At 74.5% G+C, this 25,303-nt stretch carries 21 protein-coding genes; 12 read left to right on the top strand and 9 right to left on the bottom strand.

Features of this window, described 5'->3' with window-relative positions:
* Positions 1-150 precede the first annotated feature (150 nt).
* Together ACIP60_RS36830 and ACIP60_RS36825 are read right to left on the bottom strand one after the other, a co-directional pair.
* Positions 151-1,875 carry an LCP family protein gene (locus tag ACIP60_RS36830; RefSeq protein ID WP_400693531.1) on the bottom strand — a complete coding sequence of 575 codons (1,725 nt, stop codon included), beginning with the start codon at positions 1,873-1,875 and terminating at the stop codon, positions 151-153.
* 181 nt (positions 1,876-2,056) lie between these two features.
* On the bottom strand, positions 2,057-2,845 hold the full coding sequence (locus tag ACIP60_RS36825) for a TIGR03089 family protein (protein ID WP_400693528.1): 789 nt from the start codon (positions 2,843-2,845) through the stop codon (positions 2,057-2,059).
* A 115-nt stretch (positions 2,846-2,960) separates the two neighbouring features.
* Between ACIP60_RS36825 and ACIP60_RS36820 the strand changes: the two genes are divergently transcribed.
* Complete coding sequence (locus ACIP60_RS36820; protein ID WP_400693526.1) at positions 2,961-3,875, top strand: DNA-3-methyladenine glycosylase family protein; 915 nt, start codon at positions 2,961-2,963, stop codon at positions 3,873-3,875.
* 75 nt (positions 3,876-3,950) lie between these two features.
* Here the strand turns inward: ACIP60_RS36820 and ACIP60_RS36815 are convergent, their stop codons facing one another.
* Genes ACIP60_RS36815 through ACIP60_RS36805 form a run of 3 tightly spaced genes read right to left on the bottom strand, consistent with a single transcriptional unit; the run spans position 3,951 to position 6,777 of the window.
* Positions 3,951-5,264 carry a coenzyme F420-0:L-glutamate ligase gene (locus ACIP60_RS36815; protein WP_400693523.1) on the bottom strand — a complete coding sequence of 438 codons (1,314 nt, stop codon included), beginning with the start codon at positions 5,262-5,264 and terminating at the stop codon, positions 3,951-3,953.
* The gene (gene cofD / locus ACIP60_RS36810) at positions 5,261-6,241 is read right to left on the bottom strand and encodes a 2-phospho-L-lactate transferase (RefSeq protein ID WP_400693520.1); all 981 of its coding nucleotides are present in this window, start codon (positions 6,239-6,241) and stop codon (positions 5,261-5,263) included. The genes ACIP60_RS36815 and cofD overlap by 4 nt, the downstream gene beginning before the upstream one ends.
* A gap of 20 nt (positions 6,242-6,261) precedes the next feature.
* Complete coding sequence (locus ACIP60_RS36805) at positions 6,262-6,777, bottom strand: cysteine dioxygenase (protein ID WP_400693619.1); 516 nt, start codon at positions 6,775-6,777, stop codon at positions 6,262-6,264.
* Positions 6,778-7,513: 736 nt separating this feature from the next.
* On the opposite strand from ACIP60_RS36805, the gene ACIP60_RS36800 reads away from it, so the two are divergent.
* The 3 genes from ACIP60_RS36800 to ACIP60_RS36790 all read left to right on the top strand — a co-directional run bounded on the left by ACIP60_RS36800 (position 7,514) and on the right by ACIP60_RS36790 (position 13,506).
* Complete coding sequence (locus tag ACIP60_RS36800; protein WP_014136066.1) at positions 7,514-7,786, top strand: WhiB family transcriptional regulator; 273 nt, start codon at positions 7,514-7,516, stop codon at positions 7,784-7,786.
* A 225-nt stretch (positions 7,787-8,011) separates the two neighbouring features.
* Positions 8,012-11,854 (top strand): glycosyltransferase, encoded by a 3,843-nt coding sequence (locus ACIP60_RS36795; protein ID WP_400693516.1) that lies wholly within the window; start codon positions 8,012-8,014, stop codon positions 11,852-11,854.
* 5 nt (positions 11,855-11,859) lie between these two features.
* Positions 11,860-13,506, top strand: a complete 1,647-nt coding sequence (locus ACIP60_RS36790) for a DUF5719 family protein (protein ID WP_400693513.1) — start codon at positions 11,860-11,862, stop codon at positions 13,504-13,506.
* A gap of 27 nt (positions 13,507-13,533) precedes the next feature.
* Here the strand turns inward: ACIP60_RS36790 and ACIP60_RS36785 are convergent, their stop codons facing one another.
* Positions 13,534-13,980, bottom strand: a complete 447-nt coding sequence (locus ACIP60_RS36785; protein ID WP_100838009.1) for a metallopeptidase family protein — start codon at positions 13,978-13,980, stop codon at positions 13,534-13,536.
* Between the two features lie 130 nt (positions 13,981-14,110).
* On the opposite strand from ACIP60_RS36785, the gene ACIP60_RS36780 reads away from it, so the two are divergent.
* From ACIP60_RS36780 to ahcY, 6 genes are all read left to right on the top strand, one after another.
* Complete coding sequence (locus ACIP60_RS36780; RefSeq protein WP_030461916.1) at positions 14,111-14,473, top strand: DUF3499 domain-containing protein; 363 nt, start codon at positions 14,111-14,113, stop codon at positions 14,471-14,473.
* 112 nt (positions 14,474-14,585) lie between these two features.
* Positions 14,586-15,974, top strand: coding sequence for a phosphomannomutase/phosphoglucomutase (locus ACIP60_RS36775; RefSeq protein ID WP_400693616.1), 1,389 nt, complete (start codon positions 14,586-14,588; stop codon positions 15,972-15,974).
* A gap of 139 nt (positions 15,975-16,113) precedes the next feature.
* Entirely contained in the window at positions 16,114-16,296 is a 183-nt protein-coding gene (locus tag ACIP60_RS36770; RefSeq protein ID WP_030461914.1) for a Trm112 family protein, read from the top strand.
* Positions 16,297-16,330: 34 nt separating this feature from the next.
* Positions 16,331-17,497, top strand: coding sequence for an SIS domain-containing protein (locus ACIP60_RS36765; protein WP_400693507.1), 1,167 nt, complete (start codon positions 16,331-16,333; stop codon positions 17,495-17,497).
* A 68-nt stretch (positions 17,498-17,565) separates the two neighbouring features.
* On the top strand, positions 17,566-18,540 hold the full coding sequence (locus tag ACIP60_RS36760) for a cation diffusion facilitator family transporter (protein ID WP_400693504.1): 975 nt from the start codon (positions 17,566-17,568) through the stop codon (positions 18,538-18,540).
* 187 nt (positions 18,541-18,727) lie between these two features.
* Positions 18,728-20,176 (top strand): adenosylhomocysteinase, encoded by a 1,449-nt coding sequence (gene ahcY, locus ACIP60_RS36755; protein ID WP_400693502.1) that lies wholly within the window; start codon positions 18,728-18,730, stop codon positions 20,174-20,176.
* Between the two features lie 92 nt (positions 20,177-20,268).
* Here ahcY and ACIP60_RS36750 read toward each other — a convergent pair whose 3' ends face one another.
* Positions 20,269-21,330 (bottom strand): hypothetical protein, encoded by a 1,062-nt coding sequence (locus tag ACIP60_RS36750; RefSeq protein ID WP_400693499.1) that lies wholly within the window; start codon positions 21,328-21,330, stop codon positions 20,269-20,271.
* The gene (locus tag ACIP60_RS36745) at positions 21,327-21,836 is read right to left on the bottom strand and encodes a SigE family RNA polymerase sigma factor (protein WP_400693497.1); all 510 of its coding nucleotides are present in this window, start codon (positions 21,834-21,836) and stop codon (positions 21,327-21,329) included. The genes ACIP60_RS36750 and ACIP60_RS36745 overlap by 4 nt, the downstream gene beginning before the upstream one ends.
* Positions 21,837-21,944: 108 nt before the next feature.
* Between ACIP60_RS36745 and ACIP60_RS36740 the strand changes: the two genes are divergently transcribed.
* Positions 21,945-22,586 carry a hypothetical protein gene (locus ACIP60_RS36740; RefSeq protein ID WP_400693494.1) on the top strand — a complete coding sequence of 214 codons (642 nt, stop codon included), beginning with the start codon at positions 21,945-21,947 and terminating at the stop codon, positions 22,584-22,586.
* A gap of 26 nt (positions 22,587-22,612) precedes the next feature.
* Here the strand turns inward: ACIP60_RS36740 and ACIP60_RS36735 are convergent, their stop codons facing one another.
* Complete coding sequence (locus tag ACIP60_RS36735; protein ID WP_400693492.1) at positions 22,613-23,617, bottom strand: RDD family protein; 1,005 nt, start codon at positions 23,615-23,617, stop codon at positions 22,613-22,615.
* Between the two features lie 239 nt (positions 23,618-23,856).
* Here ACIP60_RS36735 and ACIP60_RS36730 point away from each other — a divergent pair, with 239 nt between their 5' ends.
* Positions 23,857-24,861, top strand: coding sequence for a stage II sporulation protein M (locus tag ACIP60_RS36730; protein WP_400693489.1), 1,005 nt, complete (start codon positions 23,857-23,859; stop codon positions 24,859-24,861).
* The last annotated feature ends 442 nt before the right edge of the window (positions 24,862-25,303 follow it).

Genomic DNA, 25,303 nt, shown 5'->3' with positions numbered 1-25,303 from the left:
GGCCCGGGGAACGGCGGGTCGGTGCCGCCGCGCGCCGGACGCCACCGGAGAGCCCGGGCCGCCGAGGGCCGGTGCGAACGGGAACCCGCAGCAGCGGAACGCCCCGGCACCCGCGGCGACCCCGAGCCCGTCGCTCTCCCCGACCTCGCGTCACTTCGCCTTCGCGGCGCAGACGTTGGTGTCGTCCGCCTGCACCCGCTGGATGTCCTTGGGCGCCTCGGTCGGCGCCGCCGACGCCGTGCTGCCCGCGCCGGTGAAGTCCTTGCCGAGCACCACGACGACGCCGTCCTTCGCGCCGAGCCTGCTGCCGGCCTGCACCGCCGTCGCGGGCAGCCCGAGGGCCGCGGCCACCGCCCGGGCCTCGTCCTCCTGCCCGGCCGGGTAGGTGACCGCGCTGCTCGCCGCCGCGTCCGCGTTGCTGCCCGCGACGGCCAGCTCGAAGCCCCCGGCCTGGAGCGCGCTGGCGGCCTTGCTCGCCTGGCCGGCGGTGCCGCTGCCGTTGCGGACGGTGACCTTGACGCCCGCCGCGTCGACCCGGGGCGCGGCGGGGGCGGAGGAGGCCGGGGCGGTGGGCTCGGGGGCGGCGCTCTGCTGCGGGACGTCGGTCAGCGAGCGGTCGGCGGCGATCATGCCGAACAGCTGCTGGGCGTCGTTCGGCTTGAGGACCAGCCGGTTGCTGTCCGTCGGGTCGTCGAGCACCGGCACCGTGGTGAAGGTGATGTTCTTGGTGTCGACCCGGGAGATGTCGAGCGCCAGGTCCTTCAGCTTGTTGACGCTGCCGATCCCGTCGTCGACGGTCAGCGCCTTGGTGGCGGCGTCGGCCAGGTCCCACAGCTTGCCGGGGTTGGTCAGGGTGTCGCTGCTCTTCATCTTGCGGATCATCGAGGAGATGAACTGCTGCTGCAGCGGGATGCGGGTCAGGTCGCCGCCCAGCCCCACCGCGTGCCGGGTGCGGACGAAGGCCAGCGCCTCCTCGCCCTGCACCACGTGCCGGCCCGCGGTCATCTTCAGGTGCGAGTACGGGTCGTCGATGTCGGTCGAGGCGCACACCTCGACGCCGCCGACGGCGGTCGAAAGCGTCTTCACCGCCTCGAAGTTGACCATCATGAAGTGGTTGATCCGGACGCCGGTCAGCTTCTCGACGGTCTTCCAGGTGCAGCCGGGGTCGCGGCCGTCCTGGCCCAGGCTGGTGTTGAACATCGCCCGGGCCTCGCCGGGGATGCTCTTGTCGCCCGCCTTGCAGTCCGGGACGGAGACCATCAGGTCGCGCGGGATGGACAGCACCGTCGCGTTCGAGCGGTCCTTGGAGATGTGGAACAGCAGCGTGGTGTCCGCGTGCCCGGCCGAGCCCTCGTCGCCGTACTCCCGGCCGAGGCCGACCCGGCTGTCGGTGCCGATCACCAGGATGTTCAGCGCGTCGGTCGCCTGCGGGCGCTCCGACTCCTCGCCGACCTGGACCTTCACCGAGGAGATGTTGTCGTTGAAGTGCTGGTAGACGTAGTACGCGCCGCCGCAGCCCGCGACCAGCACCAGGCCCAGCGAGCCCGCGGTCCACTTCAGGACCCGCCGCCCGCGCGAGGAGCGGCCCTTGCGCCGGGCCGCCCGCCCGCCGGGCACCGCCGTCGCGCCACGGGCCGTCGCGCCGCCCTTTGCCGCCGCGCTGCCCTTTGCTGCCGCGCTGTCCCCTGCCGCCGCGCTCCGGCGGGCGCCCGGCGGGCGGGCCGCGCCGCCGCGTTCGGCGCCGGCCGACCGGCCCGCGTCCAGGTCGAGCCGGAACTCGCCGGTCGCCGGGTCGAGCACCCACTGGTCGGCGGGGTCGACGCCGGGCGGGGTCGAGTCCGCCGAGTCGCCCCGGTTCCGGTGTCCGCTGTTCATCCCGGACACCCTAGACGAGCCCGGCCGCCGAACCGTCCGCGGTGTGATGCCCGTCACCCGGCGAAAGGGTGGAAAACGGCGGCGGCGCGCCCCGTCCGGCCGGTTCCGCCGGGCGGAGCGCGCCGTCGCCGCACTCCACTGCCATCGCCCCAGGACTACCCGCCCCGGCGGCCCGGGGACCTCACCCGAGGCGCAGAGTCACCCGTTCGGAGTCGATCCGGCTCTGCCACTGATCCTCCGTCAACTGCTCGGAGTTGCGGCACAGGACGACCGACGCGCCCGCCGCCAGCGGCGCCAGCAGGCCCGCCTCCAGGCCGGTCCAGTCGTCGAACGACAGCGTGGACAGCACCCGGCTGCCGCTGTCCAGGCCCAGCCGGGCCGCGCCCTCCCGGGCCAGCGCCACGGCCTGCTCGCCGGTCAGTTTCAGCGGCAGCCCGTCCACCACCGTCTCCAGCGCCACCGCCTGCGGGTCCACCGGCGAGTACGGGGCGAACCGGTCGCCCTGCCCGGGGACCTCCGCCGCGTAGTCCAGGAACCCGTCCGGCCGCTGCGGGAACCGCCCGCCCAGCGGGCGCAGCGCCAGCGCCACCCGCTCGCCCGAGCACTCCTGCGCCGCCGCCAGCCCGTCCGGCCCGGAGACCACCAGCTCGGCGTCCTTCGGCTCGCCCCGCGGCACCGCCACCACGCCCACCGACCAGCACGCCAGCAGCCACACCGCGCTCTGCCAGTGCGCCGGCAGCAGCAGCGCCGCCCGGTCGTCCGGCGAGGCGTTCAACTCGTCCTGCAACAGGTTGGCCGTCTTCGCCACCCAGTTGTCGAAGGTCTTCGCCGACAGCTCCACCCGTTCCCCGGTCGAGTCGTCGTAGAAGGTCACCAACGGGCGGGACGGGTCGGCAGCGGACCCCGGGCGCAGGAAGGCCTGCAGCAGCTCGGCGGGGGTGCGGGCGTCGGCAGCGAAAGGCGCAGTCATGGTGCACCCCAGCCTACGTCCTGCCCCCCGCCGGACGGGAGGGTGTCCGGCCCGTCGGACCGCCGCGTCGCGTTACGCTCGCCCCTGCCCCGCACCCGACCTCGAGGACGTACCGATGCCCGCCCAGACCCGGCAGTGGCGGCCCGGCTACCCCCTCGACCTCGGCCGGACCCTCTTCCCGCTCCAGCGCGGCACCGGCGACCCGGCCTTCCGGCGCACCCCCGACGGCGCCGTCTGGCGCGCCTCCCGCACCCCGGACGGGCCCGGCACCCTGCGCGTCCTCCAGCGCGCCGACGGCGTCGACGCCACCGGCTGGGGCCCCGGCGGCGGCTGGCTGCTCGAACAGCTCCCCGCCCTGCTCGGGGCCGACGACGACCCGGCCGGGCTCGCCCTCCCGCCCGGGCCGCTGCGCGAGGCCCAACGCTCCTGCCCCGGGCTCCGGTTGACCCGCACCGGCCTGGTCATGGAGTCCCTCGTCCCGGCGATCCTGGAGCAGAAGGTCACCACCGTGGAGGCCTACCGCGCCTGGCGCACCCTGCTCCACGACCACGGCACCCCGGCCCCCGGCCCCGCCGCCGACCTCGGCATGCGGACCGTCCCCTCGGCCCGCGACTGGACCCTCGTCCCCAGCTGGGCCTGGCACCGGGCCGGGGTCGACCCCAAGCGCTCGGCCACCGTGCTGCGCGCCGCCCGCCTCGCCGCCCGCCTCGAACAGGCCGCGGCGATGCCCCCGGCGGACGCCTTCGCCCGGCTCACCGCCGTCCCCGGCGTCGGCCCGTGGACCGCCGCCGAGACGCTCCAGCGCAGCAACGGCGACGCCGACGCGGTCTCGGTCGGCGACTTCCACCTCCCGCACACCGTCGGCTGGGCGCTGGCCGGCCGCCCCCGCAGCGACGACGCCCAGATGCTCGCCCTGCTGGAGCCCTACCGCCCGCACCGCCACCGCCTGTGCCGCATCCTCCCGCTCACCGGCGCCCGCCCCCCGAAGTACGGCCCCCGGCTGGCCCCCAACGACCACCGCGGACGGTAGGGCGGCTCCTCCGGGGGCGGTGGCCCGGGCCGCCGGAGAGCCCGCCCGGACCGCCTAGCGCGCGGTCAGAAACGCCTAGCGCACGGTCAGGAACGCCTCCGCGTCCCGCTCCTGACGCCCCCTCGGGGCCTCCGCCGCCCGGCCGACCGCGACCGCGCCCATCGGGTCCCAGCTCGGCGGGAGGTCGAGCGCGCCGCGGACGGTGTCGCGGCAGAACATCGTGGAGGACACCCAGGCCGAGCCGTACCCCTCACCGGTCAGGGCGACCAGCAGGTTCTGGACGGCCGCGCCGGCCGCCACCACGAACATCTCCCGCTCGGCGGCGGCCCGCCGCTCGTCCGGGTAGTCGTGGGAGCCGTCCGTCACCAGGCACGGGACGATCAAGTACGGTGCGCCGCGCAGCACTTCCCCGCGCGCGGTGCGCCGCGCGACGCGCTCCTCGCTCCAGCCGTCGAGCTCCCGCAGGTCGCGCTGCCAGGCACCGAGCATGGCGTCCAGCAGCCGGGTGCGGGCGTCCGCCGATTCGAGCAGGACGAACCGCCAGGGCGTGGTGTGGTGCGGGGCGGGGGCGGTGATCGCGGCGGCGACGGCCCGGCGCACCGCGCCGCCGTCGACCGGCTCGTCGGTGAAGGCGCGCACCGTCCGCCGGAGGGTGACCGCCGCGCGGACGGCCTCCGAGGTGCCGAGGCGGAACATGTCCTGCTCGGCGGGGCGGATCAGCGGGCGGGTGCCCTCCCCGTCCGCCGCGGTGACCAGGCCGTCCAGGCCGCGGACGACCGCCACCGGGGTGCCGGTGGCCTTGCCCTTGACCAGGTCGGCGGCGGCGGCGAGTTCGTCGGCGGTGGCGGTGACGGTCAGCCGCAGCTCGTTGCCGTGGCTGTCGACCCGGCCGCGGTGGTCCTCCAGCACGGGCAGCCCGGCGGCGCCGATCGCGACGTCGGTGAGCCCGTTGCGCCAGGGCCGGCCGAAGGTGTCGGTGACCAGCACGGCCAGCCGCCGCCCGGTCAGCTCCTGGAGCCGGGCGCGCAGCCGGCGGGCCGAGCCGTCCGGGTCGACCGGCAGCAGCAGGACCGTCCCGGGCGCGGTGTTGGACGCGTCGACACCGGCCGCGGCCATCACCAGGCCGTTGCGGTTCTCGACGATCCGGGCCGGGCCGCGCCGGGCCACCACCCGGACGGTCTCGGCGTCGATCGCGGCCTCCCGGTCGTCGGCGCGCACCAGCCGGCCCTCGGCCTTGGAGACCACCTTGGAGGTGACCACCACGACGTCGCCGTCCTCGAACCGGCCCGCCTTGGCGATCAGTTCGGCGAGGTCGTCGCCCGCCGCGATCTCCGGCAGCCCGGCGACCGGCAGCACCCGCAGCCCCCCGCCGCCGACGCCCCCGCTCATCCGGCGGCCCCGGCGACCTCGGCGGCCAGCGCCAGCGCGGCGCGCGCCATCTCGGCGGTGGCCTCGACCGAGCTCATCAGCAGCGGCACGGCCCGGCAGGCGATCCCGGCGGTCGCCACCTCGTCCACGGCGGCGGCGTCGGAGGTGTCCACCAGCCAGCCGTCCAGCAGCCCGCCGTCGCGGCGCGCGCCGTAGTGCCGGGCGACGGCCGCCGCGGTGGTCTGCACGCCGATGGCGGCGAGCACCTTGTCGGCCATGCCGCGCACCGGCGCGCCGCCGATGACGGGGGAGAGGCCGACCACGGGGGCGCTCGCGCCGGCGACCGCCTCGCGGATGCCGGGGACGGCCAGGATGGTGCCGATCGAGACCACCGGGTTGGACGGCGGCAGCAGCACCAGGTCGGCCTCGGCGATCGCCTCCAGCACGCCGGGCGCGGGCTTCGCGCTCTCGGCGCCGACCGGGACGATCGCCTCGGCGGCGACGGCGGCGTGCAGCCGGACCCAGTACTCCTGGAAGTGCACCACCCGCGGCCCGTCCGCGTCGGTGATCCGGACGTGGGTCTCGACCCGGTCGTCGCTCATCGGCAGCAGCCGCACGCCGGGCTGCCAGCGGTCGCACAGCGCCTCGGTGACGGCGGACAGCGGGTACCCGGCGGCCAGCATCTGGGTGCGGACGATGTGGGTGGCGAAGTCCCGGTCGCCGAGCCCGAACCACTCGGGCCCGACGCCGTACGCCTTCATCTCCTCCTTGATCGACCAGGTCTCGTCGGTGCGGCCCCAGCCCTGTTCCTCGTGGATGCCGCCGCCGAGGGTGTACATCACGGTGTCCAGGTCGGGGCAGACCTTCAGGCCGTAGAGGTGGATGTCGTCCCCGGTGTTCCCGATCACGGTGATCCGGTCCTCGGGGGTCAGGGCCGCCCGCAGTCCGCGCAGGAACCTGGCCCCGCCGATCCCACCCGCCAACGCAGTGATTCGCATGGCCTCATCCTGCCAGCGCGTCAGTGCACCCGGTGACGCTCCTGGTGCGCGGCGGCCTGCTCCGCGGCGGCCGGGTACCGGTTCATCTCGACCAGGCCGGGCGTGTAGAGGTGGACGGAGACCGCGGGCTCCAGCGAGGCGTTGACCATCTCGTGCAGGTAGCCGGTGGAGAACACCCGCAGGCCGCCGGGGGCCAGGGCGCGCGAGCCCTCGCCGCCGGCCGTCAACGAGCGCTCGGAGAGTTCGCCCTGGACGACGGTCATCACGCCGGAGGAGCGGCCGTGGTCGTGGAAGCCGCTGGACTGGCCGGGCAGCCAGCTGAGCAGCCACACCTCGTAGCCGGGGCCGGTCTCCAGCCGGGCGTACCAGCGGGTCAGCGCGTCGTAGCGGACCAGCGGCTCCCAGCGGGCCCGGTCGGCGGCGATCTCGCGCACCAGCCGGGCGTAGCCGCCGAGCGTGGTGGGGTGCGCGGGCAGGTCGGTGCGGGCCAGGTGCGGGAAGGCCAGCGGGTCGCCCGCGATGGACACGTCGCTCAGGCCGTCGGCCCAGCGGGGCGCGGCGGGAGCGGCGGGGGAGAGGGTGGCGGGAGCGGTGGGCGCGGGAAAACGCCTGCGGTCGCGGTTGCGCTTGCGGAGTCGGGGCATTCGCACGGTGACGTCCTCGGGTTCGGCTGCGGACTTGGGATCAGCCGGGGCCGCGAGGACGTTCAAGGGGGGACTGTCGCGCGGTCGGCCTCTGTTCCGGGGCGGCGCGCGGTGGGACGCGAGCGCCTAGATACAGCGGAGACAGCGGCGACAACACGAGGAGTTCGCGGCAGCACCGAGGAGCGCCTGGCGGCGCCGGTCGGTGGAGGTGGCCGGGAACTCTGACATGCGGGCAAGCACACCGCAAGCGACCCTCCAGTGTCAAGGCGGACTGACGGACATTCGGGTCACATCGGCCCTGAACCACCGGATGGGGTGATAAGCGCCCATTAAGGTTTCGAAGCTAAAGACTCCGGGAAGGGACGCCCTGAGATCGCCCCGGACCGTCCCGGTCGGGAGCGGCGTGCGGCCTGATGGCTGGTCAGGAACCAGGCGTGATGTCCGGGTTGTCCGGATATGTACACTATTCGTAGTGGCTTGGTTCCGGGGAGTGAATCCTCGGCCCAATACCAGAGCTCGGCTTGACTGGGCCAGAGTGACGCAACTGTAATTTCTCTCGTGTCGTTCCGCCGCACCGGCAACGGCAACACCACGGGGACGCCAAGAGGGGCAGAGGAGGCGCGCCAGAATGAGCGAGCTCTTTGAGCTGTTGATCGGTGAGGGCATCGAGGAAGACGAAGAGGAACTCGGCTGGCAGGAGCGCGCGTTGTGCGCCCAGACCGACCCGGAGTCCTTCTTCCCCGAGAAGGGCGGCTCCACCCGGGAGGCCAAGAAGGTCTGCCTGGCGTGCGAGGTCCGGGCCGAGTGCCTGGAGTACGCCCTCGCCAACGACGAGCGGTTCGGCATCTGGGGGGGCCTCTCCGAGCGCGAGCGCCGCCGCCTCAAGAAGAGCGCGGTCTGACCCCCGCAGCACGTCCGGGCATCCGGACACCCGGGCCCGTCCCGGCCCGTGTCGGCGCCTCACCGGTCAGGTGGGGCGCTTTCGCGTTCCCGGGCCCCCGCGGCGACCGGACGCGGTACCCGCTGCACCGTCTCTTCACACCCGCCGGGGAGGATCGCGCCACCCGGAGCCGTTAGTGTGGTGCGTCATCTGCCGTCAAACCCGAACCGGTGGTCCGCGCACCCGATGACTGTCTACAGCCACCAGAGCGGCTTCTCCGCTGCCAGGCCGCCCGCCTACCCGCGCCACTTGGTCACCGCCGTGATCGTCTCGCACGACGGCGCCCGCTGGCTGCCGCAGGCGCTCGCCGGACTGCTCGGCCAGGACCGGCAGGTCCAGCGGATCCTCGCGGTGGACACCGGCTCCACCGACAACTCGCCCCAGCTGCTCGCCGACACCCTCGGCGACTGGCTCCCCGGGAGCGGCCCGCAGATCCTCGGCCGCCGGGTCGGCTTCGGCCGCGCCGTCGGCGAAGCCGTCGCCGGCAGCCACCCGCTGCGCCCCGAGGACCTCTCCTACAGCCTCGACCCGTCCGGCTACGACCCGGTCACCGGCGGCTGGGACGACTTCGGCGACCCGCTCGGCGGCGAGGACGACCTCGGCCGCGGCGGACCGCGCGAGACCCAGCCGGTCGAGTGGCTCTGGCTGCTGCACGACGACTGCGAACCGCAGACCGACGCCCTGCGCCGCCTGCTCCAGGTCGCCGACTCCACCCCGACCGCCGCCGTGGTCGGCCCCAAGCTCCGCTCCTGGTACGACCGCAGGCAGCTGCTCGAGGTCGGCGTCACCATCGCCCGCTCCGGGCGGCGCTGGACCGGCCTCGACCGCCGCGAGCAGGACCAGGGCCAGCACGACCAGGTCCGCCCGGTGCTCGCCGTCTCCACCGCCGGCATGCTGGTCCGCCGCGACGTGTTCGAGGAACTCGGCGGATTCGACCGGGCGTTGCCGCTGATGCGGGACGACACCGACTTCTGCTGGCGGGTCAACGCGGCCGGCCACCGGGTGGTGGTCGCCCCCGACGCGGTGCTCCGGCACGCCGAGGCCGCCAGCCGCGAACGCCGCGCCATCGACTGCGCCTCCGCCCACCCGCACCGGGTCGACAAGTCCGGCGCCGTCTACACCCTGCTCGCCAACTCCAAGGGCCTGCTCTTCCCGTACGTCCTGCTCCGGCTGGTCCTCGGCACCCTGCTCCGGGTGGTCGTCAACCTGGTCGGCAAGGACCCCCGGCAGGCCTACGACGAGATCGCCGGCCTCGGCCACGAACTGCTCCGCCTGCCACGGCTGATGGCCGCCCGGGCGCGCCGCCGCCGGACCCGCTCGGTGGACTCGCTGGACGACCGCACGCTGTTCCCCGCCCCCGGCGCCACCGTCCGGCTCGCCGTCGAGAACGTCGTCGGCTCGCTCGGCATCGGCGGCCCCGACGAGGCCGGCGCCGGCCGGCACGGCTCGGTCGAGTCCGGCCCCGGCGACGACGACACCGACGACCTGGTGGTCGAACAGTTCGCCCTGCTCAAGAAGCTGGTGCGCCGCCCGGCCCCGGTGCTGTTCGCCGCGCTGCTGCTGTTCGCGCTCGCCGCCTGCCGCAACCTGATCGGCTCCGGCCTCCTCCAGGGCGGCGCCCTGCTGCCCGCCTCGGACGGCGCGGCCGGCCTGTGGGACGTGTACGCCGCGCCCTGGCACGGCATCGGCACCGGCTCCACCGCCGACGGCCCGCCCTACCTCGCGGTGCTCGCGATCCTCTCCTGGGCGCTGTTCGACCACGCCGACCTCGCGCTCACCCTGCTCGTGGTGCTCTCGGTCCCGCTCGCCGCGGTCAGCGCCTACCTGGTCTCCCGCCCGCTGATCGCCTCCAAGGCCGTCCGCGCCTGGGCCAGCGCCACCTACGCGGTGCTGCCCGCCGCCACCGGCGCGCTCGCCCAGGGCCGGATCGGCACCGCGGTGCTCGCCGTGCTGCTGCCCCCGCTGGCCCGCGCCGCCGCGATCACCGCCGGCCTCGGCATCCGCAAGGAGACCGCCGCCAAGGGCGCCCGCCCCGGCTGGCGGTCCGCCTGGATGACCGTGCTGATGCTCACCGTCAGCACCGCCTTCGTCCCGCTCACCTGGGCCATCGCCGTCCCGCTCTGCCTGGCCGCGCTGCTGCACGCGGTGCTCCGCGGCGGCGCGTTCGGCTCCGGCGCGCAGGCGGTGCGGCTGCTCGGCCTGCGCGTCGTGGTGATCCTCGGCGTGCCGCTGCTGGTGCTCGCCCCCTGGTCGCTCCAGGTCCTCGCCCACCCCTCCCGGCTGCTGCTGGAGGCCGGCGTCCCCGGCTTCAACGGCCCCGCCGCCGACCCGCTCGGCCTGGTCCTGGTCAACCCCGGCGGCGCCGGCACGCCCCCGGTCTGGCTGTCCGCCGGCGTGGTGCTCGCCGCCCTCGCCGCGCTGCTGCGCGCCGACCGCCGCCGCGCCGTGCTGGCCGCCTGGGGCGCCGCCGCCGCCGGGCTGCTGTTCTCGGTCGCGGTGGCCGGCACCGCCGTCACCCCCGCCTCCGGCGGCCCGCAGACCGCCGCCTGGGCCGGCCCCGCCACCCTGCTGGCCGGGGTCGCGCTGCTCGCCGCCGCCGCGATCGGCGCCGACGGCGCCAACACCCGGGTCTCCGGCATCGCCTTCGGCTGGCGCCAGCCGGTCGCCGCCCTGGTGCTCGCCGCCGCCGTGCTCGCCCCGGTCGGCACCGCCGTCTGGTGGGCCGTCACCGGCGCCGACGGCCCGCTGCGGCGCGGCAGCGACGCCCAGGTCCCGGCGTTCATCGCCGAGTCCGGCACCACCACCGACCGCTCCCGCACCCTGGTCGTCACCGGCGACGCCGAGGGCACCGCCGTCCGGTACGCGCTGGTGCGCGGCGCCGGCCTGACCACCGGCCAGGCCGAGGGCACCGTGGACAGCGCCGCCGACGGACAGCTCTCCCCGCTCACCGCCAAGCTGCTGGCCGGCTCCGGCGGCGACCTGGCCCGCACCCTGGCCGGGTACGGCATCAGCTACGTCGAGGTGAAGGACCCGGTGATCGCCAAGGTCCGCGACGTGCTGGACACCACCCCCGGCGTCACCCGGCTCAGCCTCGACAACGGCGTCGGCCTGTGGCAGATCACCAGCGTCCCCGGCACCCGGGCGCAGATCACCAGCCCCGGCACCGTCCCGGTGGTCGTCCCGGCCGGCGCGCACGACATCTGGACCACCGTCCCGGCCGGACCGGCCGGCCGGCAGCTCCGGCTGGCCGAACAGGCCGACGGCGGCTGGCAGGCCACCCTGAACGGCAAGCCGCTCAAGGCCGTCACCGTCGACGGCTGGGCCCAGGGCTTCACCCTCCCCGCCGAGGGCGGCCGGCTCGACGTCACCCGCGCCGGCGCCGCCGCCCACACCGCCTGGGTCTGGGGCCGGCTCGCGCTCGGCGCGGTCGTCCTGGTCCTCGCCCTGCCCGGACGCCGCAACACCAACGACGACGACATCCCCGAGGAGGTCGTCGCCGCCCAGGCGCTGGCCGCCCAGGTCCAGGCCCAGGCGCCCGCCCCCGGCAGCCGCCGGGCCCGCCGCCTCGCCGAACGCGGCGAGGGCGAGGACCCGCAGGCCGAGCCCGGCGTCTACGCCCCCGGCGTCCCGGCCCAGCAGAGCGCCGAAGCCGACCCGGAGCCCTACCGGCCCGAACCCGAGCCGTTCGCCGACCCGTACCAGGCCGATCCCTACCAGGCCGACCCGTACCAGGCGGACCCGTACCAGCAGCAGGGCTACCCGTCCGACGGCTACGGCTACGACTACACCCGGCACCAGCCCGTCGGCGCGCCCCCGCAGGGCGACGGCCACGACCAGTACGGCCAGCAGCAGGCGTACGGCTACGACACCCCGCCCGCCCAGGGCTGGACCGACCCGTACGCCGCCGGCTACCCGCAGCAGGACGAGCAGCAGCAGCCCTGGCTGCCCGAACAGCAGCAGCCCACCACCTACTACGACCCCAACGACCCCTACGGCGGCCAACCGCGGCAGCCCGGGGCGGGGAGCTGACCGCGATGAAGAAGCCCACCCTGAAGGCGCCCAAGCTCAAGGCACCCGACCTGAGCTCCGTGGCCGGCGGCAGCCGCACCGGCCAGTCCCTGCTGGCCGGCGTGGCCGTGCTCGGCCTGGTGTTCGGCATCGCCGAACTGCGCGCCCCGGCCACCTCCGCCGCCACCGGCGGCGGCAAGCGCACCACCGCCCAGGTCGAGCGCGCCGCGCTGGTCTGCCCGCCGCCGATGCAGGGCGTCACCGGCTCCACCACGCTCACCCTGTTCAGCCCGGAGGGCGGCACCGGCAGCGCCGGCACCGGCCTGCTCGCCGACGCCACCGCCGACAACGTGCTCGCCGCGCAGAACCCCGCGCAGCCCGCCCCGTCCGCCCCGGCCGCCCCGTCGGACGCCGCCTCCGCGGCGGCCCCGGGCGGACCGCCCTCCGGCAGCCCGGCCGCCGCCGTCGACGCCCGGATCTCGCTGGCCAAGCCCGGCCTCCCGGCCACCGGCCCCGCCGCCAACGGCGACACCGCCCCCGGCAGCTTCGCGATCGCCACCGGCAACCTCGCCCCCGGCTTCACCGCCACCCAGCTGACCAGCTCCGAGCAGGGCGGCGCCGGCCTGTCCGGCGCCGACTGCCTGCCCTCCGGCACCAGCTTCTGGTTCTCCGGCGCCAGCACCACGAGCAACCGGGTCGACTACGTCACCCTGGTCAACGCCGACAGCCTCCCCGCCGTCGTCGACCTGCGGATGTACGGCGACAAGGGCCCGATCGACAACGAACTCGCCACCGGCATCTCGATCGCCCCCGGCAAGACCGAGACGATGAGCCTCGCCAGCCTCACCAAGGGCCCCGTCGACAACCTCGCCCTGCACGTGGTCACCCGCAGCGGTCGGATCGCCGCCGGCGTCCACGCCATCGACACCGGCAAGGGCAGCGACTGGCTCGAACCCTCCGCCGACCCCGCCGCGAGCGTCGTCATCCCCGGCATCCCCGACGACGTCACCACCGCCCACCTGGTGATCGCCACCGACTCCGCCGACGACGCCGACCTCAAGGTCCAGCTCTCCGGCAAGAACGGCTGGTTCACCCCTGCGGGCAACGAGACCGTGCACGTCAAGGCCGGCATGACCGCCGCCCTCGACTTCCAGTTCACCGAGCAGACCCGCGAGGGCGCCAGCGCCGTCCGGCTCACCCCCACCAGCGACAGCCACCCCACCCCGATCGTGGCCGGCCTGCGCGTCGACCGCGAGAACAAGGGCAGGACCGAGGCCGCCTGGCTGGCCGGCGGCAACCCGATCGGCGCCCGCGCCTCCGTCGCCGACAACCGGGCCGGCCAGACCAAGCTGTTCCTCACCGCCACCGACAGCGACGCCAAGGTCAAGGTCACCAGCTCGGCCGGCGCGAGCGGCGGCACCCCGGTCAGCAAGGACGTCGACGTCCCCGCCGGCACCACGGTCGGCGTCGACGGCATCGACCCCGCCGGCGCGAACGGCCCCTACGCCCTGACCCTGCAGACCCTCGGCGGCGGCCCGGTTCTCGCCGCCCGCCAGATCACCGTCCCGGCCAAGGACGTGCCCGCCTTCACCACCCAGCAGTTCCGCGACGACCACGCCACCGTGCAGGTCCCGCAGGTGGCCGCCGACCCCGGGGTCGTGCTCGGGCGATGAGCCCGGTGGGGCCCCCGCCCGGGGGCCCTACTCCTCGCCGTAGCGCGGATCGATCGCGTCCGGCGAGAGCCCGAGCAGCTCCGCGACCTGCTCGATCAGGATCTCGTGGACCAGCGCCGCCCGGTCCTCCTTGGACTTGGCCCGGATCTCCACCGGCCGCCGGTAGACCATGATCCGGCTGCGCCGCCCCGCCGCGCCCGGAACCGCCCGGCCCAGCGGCACGGTGTCGGGCTCCGGCTCGCCCTTGGCGGGCAGCGGGACCTCCAGCACGGCGAACTCCACGTCCTCCAGCTGGGGCCAGCGCCGCACCAGGCGCTCCATCGACTCCCGGACGTAGTCGTCGAAGAGCTCGGAGCGGGTCAGCGAGATGGGCACCTGCGGCGGGGCCAGCGGCCCGCGCATGCCGCGGCCGTGCCGGTCGCGGTGCTTGCGGCGGCCGGAACCGGGCGGGGACGGGGGTGTCGAGCTGTCCATAGCAGTGTCGAGCGTAGTCCCTGGATGCCCGGAAGTGGACCACTCCAGCACGGCGCGTAACGGCGAGCGGACACGCGAGCCGGGGGCGGGTCTTCGCGGGCCGGTCCCACTTGCGGTACCGTCCACCCTCGTGAGCTCTGTACGTCGTTGTTCGCGCACCGCGTGCGGCCGTCCGGCCGTGGCGACGCTGACGTACGTCTACGCGGACTCCACCGCGGTGCTCGGCCCGCTGGCGACCTACGCGGAGCCGCACTGCTACGACCTGTGCGCCGAGCACGCCGAGCGCCTGACCGCCCCCCGCGGCTGGGACGTGGTCCGCCTGGCCGGCGACACCGGCCCGCTGCGGCGCAGCAGCGACGACCTAGAGGCGCTGGCCAACGCGGTCCGCGAGGCGGCCCGCCCGCAGGAGCGCACGCCGCGTCAGGGACCGCCCCCCGAGGGCGAGTCGGGCCGCCGCGGCCACCTGCGGGTGCTGCGCTCCCCGGAGAGCTGACCCCGCGCGTCGCGGCGGCTCCACCGGGGCCCGGTACGCTGCCCCTCTGCGGCTCGGACAGGCTGGCGCCGGTGCCGTCCGCAGCACGTCGCAGCACACACACGGGAGCATTCTGGTGCGGGACCTCAAGCAGCTTGTGAAGGCGTACGACGTCCGGGGCGTCGTGCCGGACCAGTGGGACGAGTCGCTGGCGCACGCCTTCGGCGCTGCCTTCGTCGAGGTGGTCGGCGGCAGCGCGGTGGTCGTGGGCCACGACATGCGGCCGTCCTCGCCCGCACTGTCCCGGGCGTTCGCCGAGGGCGCGGCCTCCCGCGGCGCCGACGTGGTGGAGATCGGGCTCTGCTCCACCGACCAGCTGTACTACGCCAGCGGCAGCCTGGACCTGCCCGGCGCGATGTTCACCGCCTCGCACAACCCGGCCCGGTACAACGGCATCAAGCTGTGCCGCGCGGGCGCCGCCCCGGTCGGCCAGGACACCGGCCTGTCGGACGTCCGCGAACTGGTCGAGTCCTGGCTGGACGAGGACGGCGCGGTGCACGTCCCGGCCTCCGGCGCCGCCGTCGGCGCGCTGTCCGCCCGGGAGACCCTGGGCGGCTACGCCGAGCACCTGCGCAAGCTGGTCGACCTGACCGCGATCCGCCCGCTCAAGGTCGCGGTGGACGCCGGCAACGGCATGGGCGGCCACACCGTGCCCACCGTCCTCGACGGCCTGCCGCTGGAGGTCGTCCCGATGTACTTCGAGCTGGACGGCACCTTCCCGAACCACGAGGCCAACCCGCTCGACCCGGCCAACCTGGTCGACCTCCAGGCCAAGGTCCGCGAGGTCGGCGCCGACCTCGGCCTGGCCTTCGACGGCGACGCCGACCGCTGCTTCGTCATCGACGAGAACGGCGACCCGGTCTCCCCGTCCGCGATCACCGCCCTGGTCGCCGAGCGCGAGATCGCCCGCGCCCAGGCCGGCGGCGAGGCCCACCCGACCGTCATCCACAACCTGATCACCTCCTGGACGGTGCCCGAGGTGGTCCGCGACCTGGGCGGCGTCCCGGTCCGCACCCGGGTCGGCCACTCCTTCATCAAGCAGGAGATGGCCGTCACCGACGCGGTCTTCGGCGGCGAGCACTCCGCGCACTACTACTTCCGCGACTTCTGGCGCGCCGACACCGGCATGCTGGCCGCCCTGCACGTGCTGGCCGCGCTCGGCGGGCAGGACGGCCCGCTCTCCGCGCTGACCGCCCAGTACGAGCGGTACGCCGCCTCCGGCGAGATCAACTCCACCGTCGCCGACCAGGCCGCCGTCACCGCCGAGGTGCGCGCCGCCTACGCCGGCCTGCCGGGCGTCACCACCGACGAACTGGACGGCCTGACCGTGGCCGGCCCGGACTGGTGGTTCAACCTGCGCGCCTCCAACACCGAACCGCTGCTGCGCCTGAACGCCGAGGCCAAGGACCCGGCGAAGATGGCCGAACTGCGCGACGGCGTGCTGGCCATCGTCCGCGGCTGACCCGGGGCGTCCCCGCCCCCGTCAGCCCGCCGCTGACTTTTCGGGTGCCCCGGCCGGTAGGGTTGCCACCGGCCGGGGTACTGCTGTGTCACCGGCTTCCCGTACCGCCGTCCTTCCCGAGCCCCGGAGTCCGACCGCCATGAGCCTGCCGTCCTTCCTGCTGGAGATCCTGGTCTGCCCGGAGTGCCGCTCCCCGCTCGACGAGGAGACCGAGGGCGAGGTGCACGAGCTGCGCTGCACCGGCGAGGGCTGCGGCCTGGTCTACCCGGTGCGCGACGGCATCCCGGTCCTGCTGGTGGACGAGGCCCGCCGCCCGTCCTGACCCCTGCCCCGCCAGCCGTTGGAGGCCAGCCGCCATGTTCGACGACTCCCTGCTGGACGACCCGGCCGCCGTGCAGCGCGCCGACCGCCGACGCGAACTGCTGGCCCTGGCCGGGGCGGGCGCCCGGATAAGGATCGCCCTGCGCCGGGCCGACGCCGCCGGCGTCAACACGCTGAACCCGGACGGACGGCCCCGCGCGGTGCTGGTCGCCGGGCACGGCGGGGTGCTGACCGCGGCCGCCGTGCTCGCGGCGCTGGCCCTGCCCAGCTGCCAGGTGTGGCCGCTGCCGCCCGCCGACGCCCGCCCCGGCGGATACGCCTTCACCGACGGCGAGACCTGGCAACTCCCGGGCTGGGCCAACGCGTTGGACCTGATCGTGGTGGCCAGCGCGGGCGGCCGCGAGGGTGGCCTGATCAACCTGGCCGAGCAGGCGTACGCCCGCGGCTGCGCGATCGCGGTGATCGCCCCCGAGGGCTCCGAACTGTTCGAGGCGGCGCTCCAGGTGCGCGCCCTGCCGCTGCCGTTCGAGCCCAGCGCGGTGGAGCCGGACGGCACCGACGCCGAACCCGACCTCCCGGCCGAGGACCCGGCCGCGCTGTGGGCCTTCCTGGCCCCGCTGCTCACCCTGGCCGACCGGATCGGCGCCGCCCAGCTCGCCCCCGGCTCGCTGGAGGCCGCCGCCGACCGCCTCGACGAGGTCGCGGTGCGCTGCCGCCCCGACGCCCAGTCGTACGACAACCCGGCGAAGTCCCTGGCCGCCCGGCTCGCCGAGACCGTCCCGCTGCTCTGGTCCGAGGGCGCCCCGGCCGCCGCCGCGGGGGAGCGGTTCGCGGCGGCCCTGGCCGACCGGGCCGGGCTCCCCGCGCTGACCGCCCGCCTCCCGCAGGCGCTGACCGCCCACCGCGGCATGTTCACCGGCCGGCTCGGCGCCGGGGCCGACCCGGACGACTTCTTCCGCGACCGGGTCGACGAACCGGTGCCGCTCCAGCTCCAGGTGCTGATGCTCCGCCACACCCCCGGCGTGGCCGAACTGGAGCAGCCCGGCTGGCCGGTGGCCCGGGCCCGCCGCCTGGCCGCCGCCCACGAGGTGCGGTGCACCGAGCACGCCTCCAGCCTGGAGGACCCGGTGCAGGCGCTGGCCGAACTGATCGGCCTGACCGACTTCGCCGCGGTGTACCTGGGCCTGGCCACCCGGGGCTGACACGGTATCGTCCCTTCGTCAGTCAAGGCCCGGCAAAGCCCCGGGCCCTCGCGGAGGGATGTACGGGGTTGAGCACCGAAGGCGGCACCAAGGCACTGGTCGCGGCACTGGCCGCGAACCTGGGGATCGCGGTCAGCAAGTTCGTGGCGTTCGCGTTCTCCGGTTCGTCCTCGATGCTCGCCGAGGGCGTGCACTCGGTCGCCGACTCCGGCAACCAGGTGCTGCTGCTGATCGGCGGCAAGCGCTCCCAGCGGGCCGCCACCGAGGAGCACCCCTTCGGCTACGGCCGCGAGCGGTACGTGTACGGCTTCCTGGTCTCGATCGTGCTGTTCAGCCTCGGCGGCATGTTCGCGATCTACGAGGGCTACGAGAAGATCGCCCACCCGCACGAGCTGGAGAACTGGTACTGGCCGGTCGGCGTGCTGGTCTTCGCCATCCTGCTGGAGGGCTACTCCTTCCTCACCGCCTACCGGGAGGCGTCGAAGGACAAGGGCAGCCACGGCTGGTCCGCGTACATCCGCCGGGCCAAGGCCCCCGAGCTGCCGGTCGTCCTGCTGGAGGACTCCGGCGCGCTGGTCGGCCTGGTGCTGGCGCTGCTCGGCGTCGGCCTGACCACCCTCACCGGGGACGCGGTCTGGGACGGCATCGGCACCCTGTGCATCGGCCTGCTGCTGGTGGTCATCGCGCTGGTGCTGGCGCTGGAGACCAAGTCGCTGCTGATCGGCGAGTCCGCGGCCGCCGAGGTGGTCACCAAGATCCGCGCGGCGCTGGTCGACCACGACACCGTCACCTCGGTGATCCACATGCGCACCCTGCACGTCGGCCCCGAGGAACTGCTGGTCGCCGCCAAGATCGGCGTCAACGCGGAGGACAGCGCCGCGGTGGTCGCCGAGGCGATCGACCACGCCGAGGCCCGGGTCCGCAAGGCCGTCCCGATCGCCCGCGCGATCTACCTGGAGCCCGACGTCTACTCCGAGGAGAAGGCCCTGGCGGGCCCCGACGCCGACGCGACTCCGGGCGGACCGGGCCCGAACGCCCACTGAGCCGCGCCCGATCGGTGTAGATTCGTCAGCAGTGCCAAACGTCGCTGCTGATGGCGGTCGATCGGAGCGGGGCTCCGGTCGAGGGAGAGAGGTCCTCCGACGGATTGTGCCGCAGCAGAGGGTCGCTCCCGCGCGCCCTCTGCCGCTCAGCACACCCGTAACCAGGCCCACCCCACGAGGAGTTCGCATGTCGAACCAGCCCACCGGCGACTTCAAGGTCGCCGATCTCTCCCTGGCGCCGTTCGGTCGCAAGGAGATCCAGCTCGCCGAGCACGAGATGCCGGGTCTGATGTCGATCCGCGCCGAGTACGCCGCCTCGCAGCCGCTCGCCGGGGCCCGGATCACGGGGTCGCTGCACATGACGGTGCAGACCGCGGTGCTGATCGAGACCCTGACCGCGCTGGGCGCCGAGGTGCGCTGGTGCTCGTGCAACATCTTCTCCACCCAGGACCACGCCGCCGCCGCGATCGCGGTCGGCCCGGAGGGCACCCCCGAGGACCCCAAGGGCGTGCCGGTGTTCGCGTGGAAGGGCGAGAGCCTGGAGGAGTACTGGTGGTGCACCGAGCAGGCGCTGACCTGGCCCGACGGGCAGACCCCGAACATGATCCTGGACGACGGCGGTGACGCCACCCTCCTGATCCACAAGGGCGTCGAGTTCGAGAAGGCCGGCGCCGCGCCGTCGCCCGACACCGCGGACAACGACGAGTTCCGGATCATCCTGGAGCTGCTGAACCGCACCCTGGTCGAGTCCCCGCAGAAGTGGACCGAGGTCGCCGCCACGATCAAGGGCGTCACCGAGGAGACCACCACCGGCGTCCACCGCCTGTACGAGATGCACCGCGACGGCAAGCTGCTGTTCCCGGCGATCAACGTCAACGACTCGGTGACCAAGTCGAAGTTCGACAACAAGTACGGCTGCCGGCACTCGCTGATCGACGGCATCAACCGCGCCACCGACGTGCTGATCGGCGGCAAGGTCGCCGTCGTCTGCGGCTACGGCGACGTGGGCAAGGGCTGCGCCGAGTCGCTGCGCGGCCAGGGCGCCCGGGTGATCGTCACCGAGATCGACCCGATCTGCGCGCTGCAGGCGGCGATGGACGGCTACCAGGTCACCACCCTGGACGACGTGGTGGGGATCGCGGACATCTTCGTCACCACGACGGGCAACAAGGACATCATCATGGCTTCGCACATGGAGCGGATGAAGCACCAGGCCATCGTCGGCAACATCGGCCACTTCGACAACGAGATCGACATGGCCGGCCTGGCCAAGCTCCCCGGCGTGGTGAAGACCGAGGTCAAGCCGCAGGTCCACGAGTGGCGCAAGGCCGACGGCAAGACGATCATCGTGCTCTCCGAGGGCCGCCTGCTCAACCTCGGCAACGCGACCGGCCACCCGTCGTTCGTGATGTCGAACTCCTTCGCGAACCAGACCATCGCGCAGATCGAGCTGTTCACCAAGCCCGAGCAGTACCCGGTGGGCGTGTACGTGCTGCCCAAGCACCTGGACGAGAAGGTCGCCCGCCTCCACCTCGACGCCCTGGGCGTCAAGCTGACCACCCTGAGCCAGGACCAGGCCGACTACATCGGCGTCCCGGTCGAGGGCCCGTACAAGTCCGAGCAGTACCGCTACTGACACCCTCGTTCGAACGGCGGACGGCCGGTGCACCACGGAGGTGCACCGGCCGTCCGCCGTTCCCGGGGCGGCAAGGGCCGAAAGAGGAGGGCCTAGCGCACCGCCTCGGCGGCCCACCCCGAGACGTCCTGGCCCAGCGCCCGGACCCGGTCCAGCAGGCCCTCCCGGCCGCCCACCGCCGAGAAGTCGACCGGCAGGGCGTACGTCGACAGGCAGACCCGCACGCTGTCCGCCGCCACCCGGCAGGTCTGCTTCGTGTCGCCCGGTTCCAGGTCCGTCGGCCTCGGGTACCCCTGCGGCTCCTCCGCGTCCGGAGTCGCCGTGATCGTGAGCGGCCCGCCCCCGGCGTCGACGAAGTTCAGCTCGGCGCTCCACCAGTCCAGGCTCCGCACGGTCTCCCGCGTGAACATCACCGACGTCCGCCGGAAGCTCTCCGGCAAACCGGAGACCACCACCGGCAGCGGCACCGCGCGGTGGCCGACCACCACCGACTCCGCGATCCTCCGCAGCAGCCCGTCCCGCTCCGCCAGATCGAGGTACGTCCCCGCCAGCGACACCCAGCGACCGTCCGGGACCTGCCAGTACAGCGTCACCGAGTCCCCGAAACTCCCGCCGGAGACCGTCTCGGTGTACGCCCGGCCCCCGCCCACCGGTGCCGCGTCCGCCAGGACCGGTCCGTCCGCCTGCGCACGCGGAGGGTCCGGCAGCTGGCCCGCGGGGAGGACCTTCAGGTACAGGTTCCACCGGAGGGTGTCGCCGCCCAGCGTCCTCGCGGACACCTCGCCGCCGGGAAAGTACTCCAGCTCGTTGATCTCCTCCGGCAGCCAGCCGAAGTCCGCCTCCGTGGTGAGCGTCTCCCGCCCGCCCGGCACCGCCGGCACCGTCAGCGGGGCGCCCAGCAGCTGCGGCAGCGGCGGCGCCGACCGGGTCGGCAGCGCCGGACCCGCCGGACGAGCCGACCCCCCGCCGCCCTCCGGCAGCAGCGACAGCCCTGCGCCCGCCAGCACCGCCGCCACCGCGGCCACCATCGTCAACCGGTGCCGCGTCCGCCGCGCCCGGCCCGTCCGCACCGCCAGCGCCGCGTCCACCGTGCTCGGCGGAGACTGGTCCACCAGCTCCGCCAGCCGCGTGCTCAGCCCCTCGTCCCCGTTCATCCCCTGATCCCTTCCGCCCGCAGTGACGAAGAACGCCGCAGCGACTCCAGCGCCCGCGAACTCTGACTCTTCACGTTGCCGCTGGAACACCCCAGCTCGGCCGCGGTCTGCTCGACCGTGAGATCGCAGTAGTAGCGCAGCACCACCGTCGCCCGCTGCCGGGGCGGCAGCGCCGCCAACGCCTCCCGCAGGTCCAGCGACACCGCCAGGTCGGGGCCCGGGGACGGCGCCCCCTCCGGCAGCCGCGCCGCCGTCCTGGTCCGCCGCCACCACGCCGTCCGCTGCTCCGCCAGGAAGGTGTTCACCAGCACCGTCCGCGCGTAGCCGTCCCGGTTCTCCGCCCGGCTCGCCCGGCCCCAGTGGGTGTACAGCTTGGTGATGCTCTCCTGCACCAGGTCGTCCGCACGGTGCCAGTCCGCGCACAGCAGGTACGCGACCTTCCGCAGCCAGACCGCCCTGGACGCCACGAACGCGGTGAACTCCTCGTCCCGCGCCAGCTCCGCCATCCCGGCAGCCCCTCCCTCCCCAAGACCGGTGGCACGGCCGCGCCACCGCCCCCCTGATGCGGCCCGCCCCGGCAAAGGTTGCACACCGGATTACGTAGGCTTCCCCCCATGCCGAACGGCCGCTACTCCCTCCACGACCCGCACGACGGAACCCCGCTCGGCGAGGAACGCTTCCAGTGCGCCCCCGGCCCGGCCGGCTGGCGCTACGTCGCCAAGCGCTACCGCCCCGACGGCACCGTCCAGGGCACCACCGACCTCACCCTGGACGCCCGGCACCGCCCGATCCGGCTCGAACTCCGCTCCGGCGGCTGGCAGGTCCGTGGCGGCGCGCTGGACGGCGTGCACTGGGTCCGCGCCGCCGCCTCCGGCACCGCCCCCGGCGAGGCCGTCGAAGCGGTCGAGGGCGAGGACCGGGCGCACGCCTTCACCGGCGACTCCCCGGCCTTCCTGGTCGCCACCGCCCGGCTGCTCGCCCTCGACCCCGGCGGCAGCGCCCGGATCCGCCTGGTCTCCTTCACCGGCGACGCCCTCGCCCCCCGCACCCTCGACCAGGGCTGGCAGCTCCACTCCGTCCAGGACCACCCCACCGACAGCGGGCCGCTCCCCGTCGAGCACTACCGGGTCACCGACCTCGACACCGGCGAGGTCCGCGACCTCCACCTCACCGGGGACGTCCTGCTCGGCGCCCCCGGGATCGAACTCGAAGAACTCGACTCCCCGCCCAACCCGCGCCGCCCGCCCGGGGCCTGAGCCCACCGGGGCGGTCGGGTACGGGCTCAGGCCGGGGGCGCGAACCCGGTGCCCGGAGCGGGCTCGGCCGGTGCGGCGGGTGCGGGCGCGGGCGCGGGCGGTGCGGCGGGCGGGGCGACCGGCGCGGCGGGTGCGGTAGGCGGGACGGGTGTGGTAGGCGGGACGGGCGCGGGCTTCCCGAACTCCACCGGCGGCGCCGGCTGCACCGGTGCGGCCCCGTACCCCGCCGGCACCGAGTGACCGCCCTGCGCCGGGTAGGCCGCGAACGCCGCGGCCGACGCCCGCTCCCACTCCCGGCGCTGCCGCTCCATCGACACCGCGCCCAGGTACACCAGCGACGGCAGCCCCGCCGGTACCGGCCACCCCGTCCGCTGCGCCATCTCCGCGGCCAGCCGGTCGCCCAGCCCGGCCGCCACCGGCTGGTCCAACTCGTGCATCCGGCCCAGCACCTGACGCGACGACAGCCACAGCCGGTCCGGCACCGCCGACAGGTCCAGCGCCACCAGGTCCGCGCCCAGCGCGTGCATCACCTGCGGCGGCACCGGCGGCACCGAGCCCTGGTCCCGGGCGCTCTGCGGCAGCCGCTCGCGGACCACCATCGTCCCGCCGAAGATGTCGCCGAGCCGGCGCCCCTGCACCGAGATCAGCGCGGACAGCACCGCGGGCAGCGCGAACAGCCCGAAGTCGATCACCCCGACCAGCCCCCGCACCAGCGCGTGCCGGAACCGGATCGGACCGCCGTCCGTCCGCACCACCCGAAGCCCCAGCGTGACCTTCCCCAGCGACCGCCCGTGCGACAGCGTCTCGACCAGCACCGGCAGCAGCACCGTGCAGAACACGAGCACCGAGATCTGGAACGCCACCGCGGCGGCCATCTCCAGGTCGGAGAGCCCCAGCATCAGGCCCACGCTCAGGACGAAGTACGCCACGACGTACAGGACCCAGTCCAGCAGCCGGGCCAGGGCCCGCGACGGCAGCTGCGCCGTCCGCAGCCCCAGGACGACCGCCTCGCCGGTCACCAGTTCGCTCACGCCATCCACCCGCTCCGCTCCACGGCCCGCCGGCGACCCGCGTCGCGCGATCCGACCCCCTCGATCAACAGCGGCAAACATAAGGCCGCCCGCCCCCCGCAGGTAACCCCGGGCCGACGCTTCCGGGCTGCCCCGCCCCACCGCCCGCCGGCTCTGGCAAGCTAAGCCCCGCAACCAGCCCGGCCGCACACCCACCAGTGCCCGCGGTCCGCCCCACCGCGCCCCCGGAGAGAGCCGCCATGGACCTGGACGTCTTCGTCGCCGCCCACCAGGCGGAATGGCACCGGCTGGAGGTCCTCAGCGGTCGCCGCCGGCTCACCGGCGAGGAGTCCGACGAGCTGATCACCCTCTACCAGCGCGCCACCAGCCACCTCGCCCAGGTCCAGGCCGCCGCCCCGCACCCCGGCATCGAGGGCCGGCTCACCACCCTGGTCGTCCGCGGCCGCAACGCCGTCGCCGGCGCCCGCGCCTCCTCCTGGCGCGACGCCGCCCACTACTTCACCGCCGGCTTCCCTGCGATCCTCTACCGCGCCCGCCGCTGGTGGCTCACCGTCGCGGCGGTCTCCTTCCTGCTGAGCGCGGTGATCGCCTGGTGGACCGGCACCCACCCCGAGATCATCAAGTCCCTGCTGACCCCCGAGCAGTACGAGCAGCTCACCAAGCCCGGCGGCGAGTTCGAGACCTACTACACCGAGCACCCCTCGGCGAACTTCGCCGCCCAGGTGTGGACCAACAACGCCTGGGTCGCCGCCCAGTGCCTGATCTCGGCCGTCCTGCTCGGCCTCCCGGTCCTGTACATCCTGCTGGTCAACGTCCTCAACCTCGGCACCGGCATCGGCACCATGGCCTCCGCCGACCACCTCCAGCTCTTCCTCGGCCTGCTGATCCCGCACGGCCTGCTCGAAATCACCGCCATCTTCGTCGCCGGCGCCCTCAGCCTCCGCCTCGGCTGGACCGTCATCGACCCCGGCCCCCGCACCCGCACCGTGGCCCTCGCCGAAGAGGGCCGCGCGGTCATCGGCTCCGTCATCGGCCTCGCCGCCGTCCTCATGGTCACCGGCTTCATCGAGGGCTTCGTCACCGGCTCCGCCCTCCCCAGCTGGCTCCGCATCGGCATCGGCCTCGTCGTCGAAGCCCTCTTCCTCGTCTACGCCCTGGTCCTCGGCAAGCGCGCCGCCCTGGCCGGCGAGACCGGCGACGTCGAAGTCGCCGACCGCGCCGACCACCAGCCGATGGTCGGCTGACCACCGCGGCGTGGCGCGGTCACGGGCGCCCCGCCAAACCTGGTAGCCTGATGATCAACCCGGCGGGACCATTGACGTGATCCCCATGGGCTAGTAGGTTTGAACGGTTGGGAGGGACTGGACATACAGTCCGCCCGAGCGTAGTGTCTATGACACGGCCGAAGCGAGGCAGCGCGTCCGCGAGGATGCTGGCCCGGTTCCGGCAAAACCCCGAAGCTGAGCAGTGCAGAGCTTTTGATAAGGTCTGCAGCGAAGTCGAAGGAATTCCCACTCCAGCGGGAATGGAAATCAGAGCGAAAAACCTCTGGTAAGCTGGAAACACGAAAGAACGAAGCGCCCGGAGGGTTCGCAGGAATGCGGCTCGAAGGAAGCGTCCGTTCCTTGAGAACTCAACAGCGTGCCAAAAGTCAACGCCAGATATGTTGACATCCCCGGCCTCGAC

It is taken from the genome of Kitasatospora sp. NPDC088783 (assembly GCF_044750705.1).
GTDB classification, from domain to species: Bacteria; Actinomycetota; Actinomycetes; order Streptomycetales; family Streptomycetaceae; genus Kitasatospora; species Kitasatospora fiedleri.
The sequence above is the reverse complement of the archived record's forward strand: the minus strand, read 5'-3'. Positions and strand labels throughout refer to the sequence as shown.